This is a genomic window from Deinococcus puniceus (assembly GCF_001644565.1).
GTDB classification, from domain to species: domain Bacteria; phylum Deinococcota; class Deinococci; order Deinococcales; family Deinococcaceae; genus Deinococcus; species Deinococcus puniceus.
Window position 1 is genome coordinate 700,850 of record NZ_CP011387.1, and the last position, 15,021, is coordinate 715,870.

16 protein-coding genes are annotated in these 15,021 nt (G+C 63.4%); 8 read left to right on the plus strand and 8 right to left on the minus strand.

Features of this window, described 5'->3' with window-relative positions:
* Positions 1-45 precede the first annotated feature (45 nt).
* The 4 genes from SU48_RS03195 to SU48_RS03210 form a co-directional block, all read right to left on the minus strand.
* Positions 46-1,146 carry a PQQ-dependent sugar dehydrogenase gene (locus SU48_RS03195; RefSeq protein ID WP_064013994.1) on the minus strand — a complete coding sequence of 367 codons (1,101 nt, stop codon included), beginning with the start codon at positions 1,144-1,146 and terminating at the stop codon, positions 46-48.
* 197 nt (positions 1,147-1,343) lie between these two features.
* Positions 1,344-2,843 carry a YifB family Mg chelatase-like AAA ATPase gene (locus SU48_RS03200; RefSeq protein ID WP_064013995.1) on the minus strand — a complete coding sequence of 500 codons (1,500 nt, stop codon included), beginning with the start codon at positions 2,841-2,843 and terminating at the stop codon, positions 1,344-1,346.
* Between the two features lie 137 nt (positions 2,844-2,980).
* The gene (locus SU48_RS03205) at positions 2,981-3,499 is read right to left on the minus strand and encodes a DUF4442 domain-containing protein (RefSeq protein WP_064013996.1); all 519 of its coding nucleotides are present in this window, start codon (positions 3,497-3,499) and stop codon (positions 2,981-2,983) included.
* Between the two features lie 100 nt (positions 3,500-3,599).
* Positions 3,600-4,160, minus strand: a complete 561-nt coding sequence (locus tag SU48_RS03210; protein ID WP_064013997.1) for a DUF402 domain-containing protein — start codon at positions 4,158-4,160, stop codon at positions 3,600-3,602.
* A gap of 31 nt (positions 4,161-4,191) precedes the next feature.
* On the opposite strand from SU48_RS03210, the gene SU48_RS03215 reads away from it, so the two are divergent.
* Positions 4,192-4,356, plus strand: coding sequence for a hypothetical protein (locus SU48_RS03215; RefSeq protein ID WP_157451067.1), 165 nt, complete (start codon positions 4,192-4,194; stop codon positions 4,354-4,356).
* A gap of 224 nt (positions 4,357-4,580) precedes the next feature.
* On the opposite strand, the gene SU48_RS03220 is transcribed toward SU48_RS03215, so the two are convergent.
* The 3 genes from SU48_RS03220 to SU48_RS03230 all read right to left on the minus strand — a co-directional run bounded on the left by SU48_RS03220 (position 4,581) and on the right by SU48_RS03230 (position 7,255).
* Positions 4,581-5,057 (minus strand): hypothetical protein, encoded by a 477-nt coding sequence (locus SU48_RS03220; RefSeq protein ID WP_064013999.1) that lies wholly within the window; start codon positions 5,055-5,057, stop codon positions 4,581-4,583.
* Between the two features lie 94 nt (positions 5,058-5,151).
* Positions 5,152-5,727, minus strand: a complete 576-nt coding sequence (gene purN, locus SU48_RS03225; protein ID WP_064014000.1) for a phosphoribosylglycinamide formyltransferase — start codon at positions 5,725-5,727, stop codon at positions 5,152-5,154.
* A 100-nt stretch (positions 5,728-5,827) separates the two neighbouring features.
* Positions 5,828-7,255 carry a dipeptidase gene (locus tag SU48_RS03230; protein WP_064014001.1) on the minus strand — a complete coding sequence of 476 codons (1,428 nt, stop codon included), beginning with the start codon at positions 7,253-7,255 and terminating at the stop codon, positions 5,828-5,830.
* A gap of 293 nt (positions 7,256-7,548) precedes the next feature.
* Here SU48_RS03230 and hspR point away from each other — a divergent pair, with 293 nt between their 5' ends.
* From hspR to SU48_RS03245, 3 genes are read left to right on the plus strand one after another with little or no spacing between them, the layout of a single operon-like run.
* Entirely contained in the window at positions 7,549-8,298 is a 750-nt protein-coding gene (hspR, locus tag SU48_RS03235; RefSeq protein ID WP_064014002.1) for a heat shock protein transcriptional repressor HspR, fused homodimer type, read from the plus strand.
* Entirely contained in the window at positions 8,298-8,855 is a 558-nt protein-coding gene (locus tag SU48_RS03240) for an NUDIX domain-containing protein (protein ID WP_064014003.1), read from the plus strand. Before hspR ends, SU48_RS03240 begins: the two co-directional genes overlap by 1 nt.
* Positions 8,848-9,687 carry a metallophosphoesterase gene (locus tag SU48_RS03245; RefSeq protein ID WP_064014004.1) on the plus strand — a complete coding sequence of 280 codons (840 nt, stop codon included), beginning with the start codon at positions 8,848-8,850 and terminating at the stop codon, positions 9,685-9,687. Before SU48_RS03240 ends, SU48_RS03245 begins: the two co-directional genes overlap by 8 nt.
* 86 nt (positions 9,688-9,773) lie before the next feature.
* Here SU48_RS03245 and SU48_RS03250 read toward each other — a convergent pair whose 3' ends face one another.
* Positions 9,774-10,091 carry a hypothetical protein gene (locus SU48_RS03250; protein ID WP_064014005.1) on the minus strand — a complete coding sequence of 106 codons (318 nt, stop codon included), beginning with the start codon at positions 10,089-10,091 and terminating at the stop codon, positions 9,774-9,776.
* A 126-nt stretch (positions 10,092-10,217) separates the two neighbouring features.
* On the opposite strand from SU48_RS03250, the gene SU48_RS03255 reads away from it, so the two are divergent.
* The 4 genes from SU48_RS03255 (at position 10,218) to SU48_RS03270 (ending at position 15,012) form a co-directional block, all read left to right on the plus strand.
* Positions 10,218-11,237 (plus strand): LysR family transcriptional regulator, encoded by a 1,020-nt coding sequence (locus SU48_RS03255; RefSeq protein WP_082869641.1) that lies wholly within the window; start codon positions 10,218-10,220, stop codon positions 11,235-11,237.
* A gap of 480 nt (positions 11,238-11,717) precedes the next feature.
* The gene (gene cysS, locus SU48_RS03260) at positions 11,718-13,190 is read left to right on the plus strand and encodes a cysteine--tRNA ligase (RefSeq protein WP_064014006.1); all 1,473 of its coding nucleotides are present in this window, start codon (positions 11,718-11,720) and stop codon (positions 13,188-13,190) included.
* A 297-nt stretch (positions 13,191-13,487) separates the two neighbouring features.
* On the plus strand, positions 13,488-14,069 hold the full coding sequence (locus SU48_RS03265) for a YcjF family protein (protein WP_064014007.1): 582 nt from the start codon (positions 13,488-13,490) through the stop codon (positions 14,067-14,069).
* Positions 14,070-14,190: 121 nt separating this feature from the next.
* Complete coding sequence (locus SU48_RS03270) at positions 14,191-15,012, plus strand: metallophosphoesterase (RefSeq protein WP_064014008.1); 822 nt, start codon at positions 14,191-14,193, stop codon at positions 15,010-15,012.
* Positions 15,013-15,021: the final 9 nt, after the last annotated feature.

Here is a 15,021-nt window from a genome sequence, read left to right on the forward strand (position 1 = left end):
CAAGTTTAAGCCTGTGTCAGGCGGTGTGTACCAATTGCTAGAGGCTCAATTCCCGGTGTACTGAATGCGCCACACCTTACCCGCGCCGTCGTCGGTCAGCAGCATGGCTCCGTCGGCGGCCACCACGAGGTCTACAGGCCGCCCCAGCACTCTCTGACCCGACAGGAATCCGGTCAGGAAATCCGTGGTTTTGCCCGTTTTGGGGTCAATCATAATTACTTTGTAGCCGCTTTTTTGCGAGCGGTTCCAACTGCCGTGCAGGGCAGAAAACATCATGCCCCGGTAGGCGGTGGGAAAGGTGTTTCCGGTGTAAAAAGCCAGTCCCAGCGGGGCTGAATGCGCGGTGGTCAGGGCAAAGGCGGGCGTGGCGTTGGCACAAGTACTGGCATTTTTGCGGCCAAAATCCCTGTCCCAGACTTGGGCTTTGCCTGCTTGCGTGGTGAAGCAGTACGGCCAGCCGTAAAATCCGCCCGCCTGCACGCGGTAAAACCCCTCAGGCGGAATATCGTCGCCCAGTTGGTCACGCCCGTTGTTGGTGGCGTACAACGTGCCGCCGTTCCACTCCAAGCCCACCGCGTTTCGGAGGCCCGACGCGAAGAGTTTGCCGTTTTTGCCCTCGGCGTCGTAGACCCAGATGGCGGCGCGGCGGGGGTCATTTTCCTCGCAGACATTGCAGGTGCTGCCCACCGACACGTACATTTTGCCGTCTGGCCCAAATTCTACGGTGCGGGTGGAATGGCCGCCGCCGCCCGGCAAATCCACCACTTTTTGCGCCGCGCCGCTGGCCTTCACGTCGCCCGGCATGTACTTGAAGCGCACCACGCCGTCGGTGTTGGCGACGTACAAAAACCCGCCGTGAAAGGCCAATCCGTGCGGGCGGTTCAGGCCCGATGCGAACACGGTTTTGCCGTCCGCCTTGCCGTCACGGTTGGCATCGGCCAGCACGGTCACGGTGCCCGCCCCCTGATCCGAGACGAACACGTCTCCGCCCGGCGCGACGGCCATAAACCGGGGCTGTTTGAACCCTTCGGCAAAGAGGTTGACGCGGAAACCGTCCGGCACAGTAAACGGCGATGGGGAAGGGGTTTGGGCACAGGCAGAAGCTGACAGCGCGAGTGCGCCGGAAAGCAGGAGGGGGCGAAGCATATAGGGGCAGTAGAGCAAAGCCGGGTGAGAAAGGAGCGGGGGAGAGGTAAACGGGGATTGACGGAGGGGAGGGCTTAGAGCATTTGTCAAAAGAGTTGTTTATGTTGCCCGAACGAAGTGAGTGAATTTCAGTGAGGGTTTGGCAGAATGGAAGCGTCAGGAGTCTTTTTTCTGACGCTGTAATTCGGACAAATCCTCTAGGTCAAGTCACGCGGACGGTAGGTCACGGCTTCGGCCAAGTGCGATTCGCGGATGTCGCCGCCGCCCGCCAAGTCGGCCACCGTGCGGGCTACCCGCAAGATTCGGTCAAAGCCGCGCCCGGTCAGGCCCAGTTGCCGCGCCGCTGCCCGCAGAAAGGCGTCTGGGCCAGCATTCAACGGCGCGTGCTTGCGAAGGTGTTGGCCCGCAAGGTCGGTATTTCGCCCGCCCTGCCGCTCCAGCATCAGGTCGCGGGCGGCAGTAATTCGGGCGCGAACCGGGGCGCTGCCTTCCGGCTCCGGCGCACGCGTCAGCTCATCCAGAGTCAAGCGGGGAACCCTGACCACAAGGTCAATTCGGTCTAGCAAAGGCCCGCTGAGGCGTGCGGCGTAGCGGGTGCGCTGAAGGGGGGTGCAGGTGCAGGTTTTTTCGAGGTCGCCAAAATGCCCGCAGGGGCACGGATTCATGGCGGCCAGCAACTGAAACCGGGCTGGATATTCCACGCTGGCCCGCGCCCGGCTGATGGTGACGGTGCCGTCTTCCAGCGGTTGCCGCAACGTTTCCAGTGCCTTACGGCTAAATTCAGGAAATTCGTCTAAAAATAAAACGCCCCGATGGGCCAGCGACACTTCCCCCGGACGCGGCACGCTGCCCCCGCCGATCAATCCGGCGTCGGACACGGTGTGGTGCGGCGTGCGGTACGGAGCCGCCAAAGTGAGTGTGCCCCGCGCCGTCAGCAGGCCCGCCGCCGAATGGATGCGCGTGACTTCCAGCGCCTCGGCCCGTGTGAGCGGTGGCAGCAAGCCCGGAGCGCGGCGGGCCAGCATGGTTTTGCCGCTGCCCGGAGAGCCGATCATCAGGAGGTTGTGGCCGCCTGCCAGTGCGATTTCCAGGGCGCGGCGGGCCGAGCTTTGGCCCTTCAGGTCGGCCAGATCGGGGTGCAGGTCGCTGGGAGCGTCGGGCAGGGGCGGGTCGGTGGCGCTCAGCAGGGCTTGCCCGCTCAGGTGGCGCACGGCTTCCAGTAAATTGGCGGCCCCGAACACGGTCACGCCGTCGATCAGGGCGGCTTCGCGGGCGTTTCCAGCGGGCAGCAGGGCAGGTAGGCCGAGGCTAGAGGCCAACAAGGCTAGATTCACCGCCCCCGCGATAGGCCGCAAGGTGCCGTCCAGTGCTAGTTCGCCCGCTACCAGCGTGCCTTCCAGCGCCGACGCGGGCAAGAGTTCCTGCGCCGCCAACAGCCCCAAAGCGATGGGCAAGTCGTACAGCGGGCCTTCTTTTCGCAGATCGGCAGGGGCCAGATTGACCGTAATTCGCGCCGCTGGAAAGGGCAGCCCCGCATTCCGAATCGCCGCCCGCACCCGTTCCCGTGCCTCGCTCACCGATTGATCGGGCAGGCCCACCACATTGAAGGCGGGCAGGCCGGGGCTGACATCCACTTCCACTTCGACTGGCACCGCGTCCACACCGATCAGGGCCACACTCCGCGCCCGCGCCAGCATCAGCCGCGCCTAGAGAGGGGGGCGGCAAGCAGAACACGGTGCAGGAATGTCACACCCGTCAGTTTAGAGTCGAAATGAGAAAAAGATTACACGCTGTATATGGGGCCGTTTGGGGGTGTCCTGAGCTTGAGTAAGTTCTAGCTGCCTTGCTTCTGGCCCGACGCGCGGATGTACCAGTGGGCCACCGCCCGCATCACCGCTTTATCTTCAGCGTCCTTCACGGTCACATTGACGGTTAATCGGGCCTTCCCGTGTTCGGCGAACTCGGCGTAGGCGGCGGGTAAGGTGGCCGGATCAATTTGGCCCTGCGCCGTAATGTCGCCCCGAGCGCGGGCTACGTAATGCGTTTCCAGCTTTTCTATCAGGGGCACCGCCTGAGCGAGTTGCGCGGCGAAGGCTCCGGCAAAGGCGGCCCCGCTCACGGCTTCGGCCAGCAAAAATTGCGCCCCAGCATGAATGGTGCCCAAGTGGTTGCGAAACGGCGCGGTATCGGCGCACGCCCCCTCGGCCCAGCCCACACCCGCATCGGTGATCTGCACGCCCACCGTCGCATTCATAGGAATGGCGTGCAGTGCAGCTTTTACGGCCTTCACGGCAAAACCGGGCAGGGCAGGACGGGTGGCGGCAGGGTCAGGAGCAAGGTCAGGCTGGGTCATGGGGGAACCTCCGGGGGAGAAGTGGGGACAAGCTGACAATTTTGAACTGAGTATAACGGTAGATCGTGGGAACAGCCCAAACCACGATCCACACTCCCTCTCAGGTATACGGGTCTTCCAAATACCGCTGCAGCACCGCCAGTGGCGCATACGTTCCGGCGTGTAGTTCGGCTTCTACGGCCCGCGCCTGTGCCCACGTCACTTCTGCTAGTTCGGGTGTCACCAGCCCCGCCGCTACCGCTTCCTCCAAGTCCTCGGCATCGATGATGTTCGTGTGGGCTACACCCCAGCCGCCCCCTTGGGGTTCCGCGATCACGTCCAGATACAGGTCGTCGTGCCAAGGCAGGCCGTCTTCGCCCACGCCCTCGCCCGTGTGGATGTCGGCGTAAAACTGCACGGGCCGCCCTGTTTCGTCCAGTTGCACCGTCAGGGCGCTGCCCATCACGCCTTCTCCCGTTCCGGTGGGGTGGGCACGCACCCAACGAAAGCCGTTATCGAGGACACGCACGATGCCCTCCCCGGCGGGGCGCGGCACATCCAGCGGCCTGATGACCGTGTGGGCCGTGAAGTCCAGAATCACGTACCCCGGAATGACGGTCTGGGTCTGCGTGTGGGCGGTCACCCGTGCCCAAGGGCGGAGGTCAAAAATCTTGCGTTTCATGCCGCTGAGCCTATTCCCTTACCATGCAGGTGTGAATGGACGAACCCGGAGCCTGCGCCTGTGGCTGAGTTTGCTGGGCATGCTGGCCTTGCTGGGCGGCTTGAGTGTCTGGGGCAGCGTGCAGCAATCGCGTGCAGCACAGCAGCAAATTCAGCAGAGTGGAGAAACGCCGCGTCAGGGTGATGCCGAACGTTGACAGCAGTCGGCCCCGGTGCAGTTTCAGAAACTCGGTGCAGATTTAGAAATATGTGCGGCAAGTGGGCAGCGCCGCTGATATTCTGGGCCAAGACGAGGGCGATACTCCCGGCCCCGGCCTCACCGGCCTTGCGAGCGCATTTAGGCGGAGATGAAGTCCCCTTTGGATGACGCGAAGTCTGGTACTGGTCGGTGAAGCTTAGACCATTCCTCTCCTGCGTGCCCTCACAGCTCCAAGCTGCGGGGGGTCAGGCCAGCGGGCAGCAGCCACAAGCGAACCTCAATCGGGCAGTCCTTGTCAGCCTGAAACAACCCCAACGAGATCGTCCGGTCAGCCCGCAACCAGTGCACTTGCCCCGTGGAGTCTGCCCCGGCCTGATCGGGTGCGCCGAGGACTTGCACCGCCTCGGCCAGCAGGGTCTGCATCACCGCGCTCGCCTCCTGCCAGCGTTGGTCAATCACCGCGTCAGGGTCTTCCAGCTCCTCTTCGGTGTAGTCGCCGCGTCCATCAAGTAACTCCTGAAAGTCTTCGGACTCGTGAAGCGTCACGGCCAGATAGAGCGTGCCGTCGGGCGCGTCGCTGGGCCGGAGGTGGGTGCCGTCAGGCAGCGTGACACCGTTTTGGGGCAGCGCCTCCCAAGTCAGGGGGAGGGCGGGAAGTGCAGGCCACAGGGCCGCGCGATCCGTTGGAGCGGGGGTCATTCTCCACAGCCTAAGGCATGTCGCGCAGAGGCCCAGCAGATAAGCTGAACCCGTTAGCCCACACGCCCAAGAGCTGAGCCGCCTGTGGGGTGGCCTACTCCTGCAATGTCCTGAGCGCCTCCAACATCAAGTCGCCTTCGGTGGCCTGCACGCGGGCTTTCAGGCTCTCCAGCGTGTCTCCGGGCAGCACGGGCACCCGCGACTGGGCCAGAATCGGCCCCTCGTCTATGCCCTGCGTGACCAGATGCACCGTCGCGCCGCTTTCCGTGTCGCCCGCCGCCAGAACCGCCTCATGCACCCGGTCTCCGTACATGCCGCGCCCACCGTGCCGGGGCAAGAGGCTGGGATGCACGTTGACCACGCGCCCCGCAAACTGCCCCAGCACACGCGGCCCCAACTCGCGCATATAGCCGCTCAGCACCAGCGTATCGGCCCCCGATTCCAGCAAAAAGTCCAGAATGGCGGCGTCCAGCGCGTCGGCGTCGGGCGTGCGGGCCGAGCTGAGATGCGCCCACTTCAGGCCCGATTCTTGCGCCCACAGCAGCGCCGGAGAACGGCTGTTGTTGGAGGCCAGCGCCACCGGAACGCCGTTCAGCGCACCGGAAGCGCAAGCCGAAGCGATGTGGCGGGCGGCGCTTCCTCCGTGCGAAGCGAGGAAAGCCAACTTCATAGGTGCTGCACGCCGTCAGTGGAGTGTAGATCGTAGATCGTGGTTTGGGCTGCTTCCACGATCCACGTTCCACGTTCGGTCAGTCTCACTGCTCTCAAGTTCACTGCTCCGACTCGCCCACCTGCCCCAACTCCTGAAGCAGATAAGCCCCCGTCAGAATCCCGTTGTGGTAATCCTCCAGCGCGAAGCTTTCGTTGGGCGAGTGGGGCGCGTCTTCGTTCAGGCCGAAGTCGACGAGCAGTACGGGCGCACCCAGAATAGAGCGGAAGTCGGCCACGATGGGAATGCTGCCCCCGGTACGGGCAAAGGCGGCGTCGCGGTTGTAGACCCGCTTCAGGGCGCGGCCCGCCGCCTGCACGAACGGGGAATCGGCGTCCACTTTAATCGGCTGGCCGCCGTGCAGCGACTTCACTTCTACCTTCACGCCTGCGGGGGCGATGGTGGGCACGTAATCGGTGATGAGCTGCGTAATCCGCTCCGGGTCTTGCCCCGGCACGAGGCGCATGCTCACTTTGGCTCCGGCTTTGGCGGCAATCACGGTTTTGCTGCCCTCGCCCTGATAACCGCCCCAGATGCCGTTCACGTCCAGCGTGGGCCGCGCCCAGAGGCGTTCCAGCACGCTGTATCCGGCCTCTCCGGGCAAGGCAGGCACATCTATGGACGCGGCAAACGCGGCGTCGTCCTGCGGCAGTTTGGCCCACATTTCGCGCTCGGCGGGCGTGATTTCTTCTACACCGTCATAAAAACCGGGGATGGTCACGCGGCCTTGGTCATCCTTCAGTTTGGCAATGATCTCGGCCAGCGCATTGATGGGGTTGGGGGCGGCCCCGCCGTAGCTGCCGCTGTGCAGGTCACGGTTTGCGCCCTGTACATGAATTTCCACGTAGCTCAGGCCGCGCAGGCCGTAGGTCACGGTGGGCACGTCGGGGGCAAAGCGGCTGCCGTCCGAAATCACGATCACATCGGCCTTCAGCGCCTCCACGTTGGCCCGCAGGTATGCCGCGAGGCTGGGGCTACCCACTTCTTCCTCACCTTCCAGCAAAAACTTGACGTTCACGGGCAACGCGCCCTGAGACAGCAGCAGTTCCACGCCGCGCACATGGGCGTAGGCCTGCCCCTTGTCGTCGGTGCTGCCGCGTGCATAAACCCGGCCATTCCGCACGGTGGGTTCGAAGGGCGGCGAGACCCATTCTTCCAGCGGCGCTTCGGGCTGTACGTCGTAATGGCCGTAGATCATCACGGTGGGTTTGCTGGCATCCACCTGCTTCTCGGCAAACACCACCGGATGTCCAGCCACTGTTTGCCCGCCCTTACCCGTGTGGGACGTAGCGTCCACGCGCACCGTAAAGCCCAACGTTTCCAGCTTGGCCCGCAAAAAGTCGGCGGCGCGGGCCATATCGGGCACGTGGCTGGGATCGGCGCTGACGCTGGGAATCCGCAGCAGCTCAAACAATTCGGCTTCGGCCCCGGCGCGGTCAAGGTGGGCCGACAGATCGGAAGAACCCGGCAGATGCTCAGAGGTGGTCATGCTCGGAATCATAGCGGCAACGGTGGCTGGGAGAGAGGCCATAGGCCGCTGCCACGCGGCTGATACCAAATTGCGATGATTTGCGAAAATCATCCGAGCGAAGCGAGTGGCAAAAAGTACGGGCTGGCGGCGATGGACGAACATCCGGTGCCTTTGCGGATGTTCGGGAATCAGAGCAAGTCCGTATGGGGCGTCTGGACTGGCCGAACAGTGCGCCGCCCCACTACCCTTCATTGGGTTTTCTGCTGCTCATCACGGTCAGCAATCTTGCTTCCGGTATACTCAGGGAAGGTATGGCAAATCAGTCTAAGCATCGTCCGGTCTACGTGATTTCTGTCGCGGCAGAGCTGGTGGATATGCATCCGCAGACGCTGCGGCTGTACGAGCGCAAAGGGCTGATTCGTCCGGGCCGCAGCACCGGTAAAACGCGCCTGTACAGCGAACGCGACATCGAGCATCTGCGCGAAATTCGCCGCCTGACACAGGAGCTTGGTGTGAATTTGGCGGGTGTGGAAGAAGTCATGCGCCTGCAACACGAACTTGACGATATGCAGGGCGAGTTCGAGGCCGAGATCGAGCGAATTGAGGGCGAGTTGCGCGAGCAGGTGCAGCAAAAAGCCTTGCCTGCCCCCGGCGAAAAACTAGATCCGCGTGACCGTCCGGTGTATGTGATTTCTATTGCCGCCGAACTGGTGGACATGCACCCGCAAACGCTGCGCCTGTACGAGCGCAAGCAACTGATCCGGCCCGGACGCAGCAGCGGCAAAACCCGGCTGTACAGCGAGCGCGATATAGACCATCTGCGCGAAATCCGCCGTCTGACGCAGGAACTCGGCGTAAATCTGGCGGGTGTAGAAGAAATTATGCGGCTCCGGCACGCGCTGGACGGCGCACGCACGCACCTAGAGGGCAACGTGCAAAAGCTGCAAAACGACATCACCGAACGCATGACCTTGTGGCGCGAGTTGCCTGCGCCGGAAGCAGAGGCGCATGAGCCAGCCGACGAGCAGAGACCCGCTCCAGCACTCAAAGGCGGCGATTGATGGCGGGAGTGGTGGACGGCGCGGCCCGCACGCCAAGTTCCGGCTTTCGGCTCTTCAAGTTCGCGGCGATCAGCGCGTGGATTCGCCGGGCCTTGCCTCTTGCCCGCGCCGATTCAGGCCGTGTCCCAAAACAGCGTGTCGGCGCGGGCGTGGCTGTCCTAGACCACCACAACATCCTGCTGATTCGCCGCGCCGACAACGGCCTGTGGGACATTCCGGGCGGGGCAGTAGAGTCGGGCGAAGTGGTGGAGGACGCCGCTCGACGCGAACTGCGCGAAGAAACGGGTGTGGAGGCTGCAACCCTTACACTGCGGGGCGTGTTCAGTGGGCCAACCTTCCAGCATACCTATCCCGATGGCAACGTCGTGGAATGGGTCACAGTCTTGTTTTCTGCCCAGTGGAACGGTCAGTCCCCGCGTGCAGACGATGACGCCGCACAGGTGGCGTGGTATCCGCTGGACGCCTTGCCCGCCGGTCTTTCCCCCGCTGCTGGGCGGTATCTGGCCCTGATTCAGACGCAAACTGGGCAAACCCAAACCGGGGCCGCGCATGCCTGACCTCTGGGTGGTGGGCGATATTCACGGTGCTTACGACAAAGTGCGGGCCATTTTGCTAAGGGCTGGCCTGATCGATTTCGACGGCGCGTGGACAGCAGGAGACACCCATCTGGTGTTTTTGGGCGACTACATGGATCGGGGGCCAGACGGCCTCGGCGTGGTGCGCTTTATTCGGAATCTGGAGATTCAGGCGCGGTTGGCGGGCGGGCAGGTCACGGCACTCCTCGGCAACCATGAAGTGATGTTCTTGGCGGCCCAGCGGTTCCGGCGCACCGACCCGGACGACCAATACGGCTTCAACGACTACTGGATCAGCAACGGCGGGCAGATGCGCGACGCCGCCCGGATGGAAGCGGGCGACCATGCGTGGCTCAGCGAGCGCCCCGCCTTGGCCCGCGCAGGGAACTGGCTTCTCATGCACGCCGACACGCGCATGTACACCCGCTTCGGCGGCACAATCGAGGAGATCAACGCGGCCATCAGCGCCCTGCTTCAAACCAACGAACCCGAAGCGTGGGGCAGTTTTGCCAATGCTTTCGCTGACCGCTTCGCCTTTTCTTTGAATGGCGGAGAAAAATCCGCGTGGCAACTCCTGCGAACCCTCGGCGGAGACCGGCTGGTGCATGGGCATACGCCGGTGTACATCCTGCTCGATGAAAACATGCACGGCCCCACCCTCGGCCCCGGCGCACCGATTCCCTACGCGGGGCGGCTGTGCGTGGCGATGGACAGCGGCATGGCCTACCGAGACGACGCCGGATTTATAGCGCGGCTGGACGGCACGGGCATTGCCGAAGTCGTGACTTTTCCCAGTGGCGCACCGCTGCACTGAGCGGGCCGATTGACCTCAATCCAGAGCCAAAAAAAGCCCCCGCGTGGAGTCTCTCCGGCGGGGGTGAAGGGTGAAGTGACGGGTTATCAGCATGCTTTGCGAGTCCGAACCGGGCCGAGCGTGCCGTAGCCGTGCGCGTGCAGAGCTTGAACCAAGTCGGCGGCGTTCTGGTGGGCGTCTACCGGACGGGCTTCCAGCGTGGCGTCTCCGAGGCGGGCCACAGGCCACACGCGCAGTTGCCAGCCAGCGAGGGCGGGAACGGTCAGGGTGCTGTCGGGCGTGGTGATTTCCAGCACGAATGCGCCGAACAGGGCCGAGTCGGGCCGGGCCACACGGGGAGCCACAGGGGCGCGGTTGAAGACGGGCATGGGGGCAGTGGCGGGGCGGGGAACGTGGTAAGTCATGGGTGAAACCTCCTGCCCATAGCTTGCGCTTTTGCGGCGTTACAGGACATCGGTAGCGTGCAGGACGTACTGATTCGGGCATCGGGTTTACCGATAGAGGCGGGACAAATAGGCCTAGAATAAGGAATGAGCCAACGCCGTCAGCAATCGCCGCCTGTCGATCTGGTTCCTGCACATACTCAACAGATCCAGCCGCAGCAAGCCCAACCCACACTGGCCCAATTGCGGGCGTTGTTGTTGGTCTCAGAGGCGGGCGGCTTTGGCGAGGCGGCAGCCGAAGCGGGCGTGTCTCAGTCCAGCCTGAGTGAAGCGGTGAGTAAGCTGGAGACGGCGGTGGGGAGGCCACTGCTGCGCCGCACACAGGGCGGAACCGTGCCCACTGCGGCGGGCCTGCGGGTGCTGGTGCATGCCCGCGCTGCCGTACAGGCCGCCGCCGATGTGCTGTTGGCCGCGCAGGATGAGGGCGCATTGTCGGGCCGCCTGCGGTTGTCGTCGTTCCGGTCTACAGCCACGCATCTGCTGCCGCCCGCGCTGTCGGCTTTCCGCTCTCTTTATCCCGGCGTCACGGTCATGCTGCTCGATAGCGAAGCGCACGGCGGCAGTGAATCGGCGGTGCGAGCGGGCCGAGTCGATCTGTCGGTGGTGGTGGGGCGGCAAGTGCCGGGGCTGCTGCTGACCCCCTTGGCCGAAGATGAATACCTGTACGTGGCCCCAGAATCGCGCGGCCTGCACCCGGTCTCGTGGGCCGACCTTGCCGCCGCACCCATGATTTTGCCGCCCCACCGAGACCCCTGTTTCGAGCGGGTGCGCGGTTATCTGGAGGCCCACGCCATTCCCCTCACCGACCTGATGGAAGTCGAGCAGGACAGCGTGACCCTGAGTATGGTGCGCTACGGCCTCGGCATTACCGTGATGCCCCGGCTGGCGCTATCGCCACTGCCGCCCGGATTGATCGCGCTTCCGCTGCCCGAACCGTTGGCGCGTCCGTTATCACTCGCGGTGTTGCCTCAGCGTGCGGGTTTGCCGTTGGTGCGGGCCTTCACGCGGGTGCTGCTCGACAGCGTGCAGGCGCAGGCCGCCCTGACTCCGAGTGTGCCGGAAGTGGTGGTAGGGGAGGGGAAGGGGAGTGGGCGGGTGCGGCACTGAGGGCGGGGGGTTTGCATTCAGCGTTGGAAGGTGAACCCCCCAGTCTGCTTCGCAGCCAGCCCCCTTAAAGGGGAGCGCAACAGCTTTTGTCCTCCCCTCTCCTGCGGAGCTTTTCAAGTCTAAGGGGGGGCGTTGCGGAGCAACGGGGGGGTTCACCTTCCACTTTGGGTTAAAGTTGCGTGCAAACCCCTCCGTCCCTTCGGGCCACCTCCCCTCAAGGGGAGGGATAAAAGCTGTTGTCCCCACCTCTCCTGCGGAGCTTTTCAAGTCTAAGGGGGAGCGTTGCGTCAGCAACGGGGGGGTTCACCCGCAATCTCAACTCGCCAGTTTGCTACACTCCCCCCATGAAGCGCGTGCCCTCCCTCTCCCTGTGTTGTCTGCCCTTGCGGTAAAGCAGGGCACGCTTGCCTGTCGCCGCGCCAAGTTGTCTGGCGCGGCGTTTTTCTATCTTCTCATTTGAATTGCCACCCCGGAGCGCCCATGACCCAGACACGACCTGACCCCGATATTTTCCTGTACGACACCATGCAGCGCCAGAAAGTGCGGTTCGTGCCCACCACACCGGGCCGCGTGGGCATGTACCTCTGCGGGCCGACGGTGTACAGCGACGCGCATTTGGGCCATGCCAAAAAAGAAGTCGCCTTTGACGTGATTCGCCGCGCCCTGATGCACTTTGGGTACAGCGTGCGCTACGTGACCAACATCACCGATGTGGGCCACCTGCAAAACGATTCCGACGACGGCGAGGACAAATTGCTGGCCCGCGCCCGCCTAGAGCAGTTGGAGCCGATGGAAGTGGCCGACAAGTATTTCTGGTCGTTTGTCAGCGATATGGACGCCCTGAATATCCTGAAACCCAGCATCAATCCCCGCGCCACCGGGCACATTACCGAGCAGATTGCGCTGATTGAGGAACTGATCTCACGCGGTCATGCCTACGCCTCCAACGGCAGTGTGTATTTCGATGTGCGGAGTTGGCCCGACTACGGCAAATTGTCGGGCCGCAAGCTGGACGATCAGGCCGAGGGAACGCGGGAAGAGGTGCGCGGTGAGAAGCGTGACCCGCGTGATTTCGCGCTCTGGAAGAAGGCCGAGGCGGGCCACATCATGCGCTGGGATTCGCCGTGGGGCGTAGGATTTCCCGGCTGGCACATCGAATGCAGCGCCATGAGCCTGAAGTACTTGGGCGAGGGTTTTGATATTCACGGCGGCGGCCTTGACCTGCAATTCCCGCACCACGAGGCCGAAATCGCGCAGTCGGAAGCGGCGGGGCACGCCTTCGCCCGCTACTGGATGCACAACAACATGCTGACCATCAACGGCGAAAAAATGAGCAAAAGCAAGGGCAACTTTACGACCCTCAAAGACTTGCTGATGCAGCACGACCCGATGGTTATTCGTTACCTGTTGGTGTCCAGCCACTACCGCTCCATCACCGAATTCAGCGACGGGGCCTTCGAGAGCGCCCGCAGTGGGTACCGCCGACTGAGTGAGGCCCTGCACGAGATAGAGCGCCACTTGCCTACCGCTCCCTCAGGAACCGACGCTGCTCTGGACGCCAAGATTGCCGCCCATCGCAAGGCATTCGAGGATGCCCTACGCGACGATTTCAATACGCCCAAAGCTATTGCCGCGCTGTTTGGTCTGACCACCGACATGAACGCCGCCATCAACGCTGGCCCGGTGGGCGCGGCCACGCTGGACGCCGCCCGCGAGGTATACCGCACGTTGGGCGGCGGCGTGCTGGGGCTGTTCTCTGGGTCATCCACTGGGCAAGCCGCGCAGGCCGATGAAGCCCCAGTCGTAGACGCCCTGATGGAACTGGTGTTGCAGGCCCGCCAGAACTACCGGCTGAACAAGCAATACGCGCAGGCCGACGAACTTCGCCAAACGCTGACCCGCGTAGGCGTAACCGTAGAGGACACCAAAGACGGCCCCCGCTGGCGCAAATAGCCCCGTGTCAAGGAGCGACTTGTACCGCAGAGCAGCGTGAATGAGAGTCCGGGTAAAGCCGCCCATGAGACTTCCTCACCTCTTTGTCAGAACCTTGTCAACTTGGCCCGCTAAGCTAAGGGCCGAGCGGTGACGCAGCGTCATTCGTTCTTCCCCCCGTGGGCACGCCACCCCCCCTTTAGGCGTGCCCGCTTTTTGGCTTGTGGTGGGGAAGAAGCGGGCCGACCCCCGACTATGTGAACCAAGTATCATCTTTCACTTCACCGCACGGCTGGTCAGTGGGCGTACACTTTCTCTATGCTTCCTCCGCTCGTCAGGCAGGTACTCGATAACTTCAACTTCGACGTGGATTCCGAGCGCACCCCGGAAGAAAACACCGACGAAGTGATCAAGAGTGCTTCCTTGTTGGCTGGCGCGATTGCCGTAGAGCCGATTCCCTTTGCCGACATGCTCCTCATTACGCCCTTGCAAGCCAAAATGGTACTGCACATCGGTAAAATCTACGGCTTCGACATTACCGCCGAACGCGCCCGCGAAATCGCGCAGGAACTCGGTGTCACGCTGGCTTACGGCATGGCGGCCCGTCAGGTCATGCGGGGACTGGCAAAACTGGCCTTGCCCGTCATCGGCGGTATCATTACCGCCCCTGCCGTGTACGGCTGGACGTTTGCGTTGGGGCGCGTAGCTCAGAATTACTTCGAGCGCAAGCGTCAGGGCCTCCCCTTTGCCCGGCCCGATCAGGTGAAGGTGGTGCAAGAAGCCAAGCAGCAAACCCGCCGCGCCCTGCCCAGCGCACAAGATTTCACCGATCTGGCTTCCGAGCTGCGCCGCCGTGCCGAAGAAAAAAGCAAAGGCAACGGCCCCAGCAGCATGAACTGAGGGCCAGACCCCCCCCAGTCTGTGTTGCAGCCAGCCGCCCTTAGAGGGGAGTACGACAGCTTTCGTCCCCACCTCTAAGCGGGGGGGGTTCACCTTCCACCGCAACAGCCCATAATCCCCCATGCCCAAACTCTGGAACGAAACCGACTGGGACGGCTCTTGGCTGGTCATTCCCGACCTACACGGCCACGCGGCCCGCTTAGATGCGGCCCTGAAATCGGCGCAACACTTCCGGGCGTCCAAATTGGTCTTTCTGGGCGACCTGATCGATGATTCCCCGCGTCGCCGACTGGCCCGCCGTGCGCCGCCCAGCCCCGGCACTGCCGACGATTCGCGTCTGGTGCTAGAAACCGTGCGCGGGTTGGTGGAATCGGGCCGCGCTGAAGTGGTGCTGGGCAACCATGAGGTGATGGCCGCCGCGAGTGTGCTGGACGATCACCGCCCGCTGATGAATTTGTGGTGGAAGGTGGGAGGTCGGGAAGCCGCCGCGTCGTATGGCTGGGATGGCCGGGGCGACCCGCCAGCGCTGATGGCTGATCTGCGCTGGTTGCGCGAGCATGCCCGGTTGTGGCTCAACATCGGGCCGCCGGGCGCGACACTCCTGCTCGCACACGCCACGCGGCCCACGCTCCAGCGGTATGCCAGCGGCCTGAATCGGGCCACCGACCTGCTGCCCAGCGACGGGGACGACGACGTGGTGTGGTTTCCACTGGGATTGGAGAGTGACAACGGCGCACGCCTGCGCTCCCTGCCCCTGCTGCTGCCCGGATTCATTGCCAGTTTGCACGGACACATGGAAACGCCGGAAGTCTGGACGCTGCTGGACAGCGAAGACAACCCGGCGTATCAGTTGGATTTGGCCCCAGCACGGCAAAAGCTGGCGCTGATGCTGGTGGATGAAGCCGGGGAGATGAAGCCGCATCTCACCCCGGTCAAGCACTGAGTTTTACTC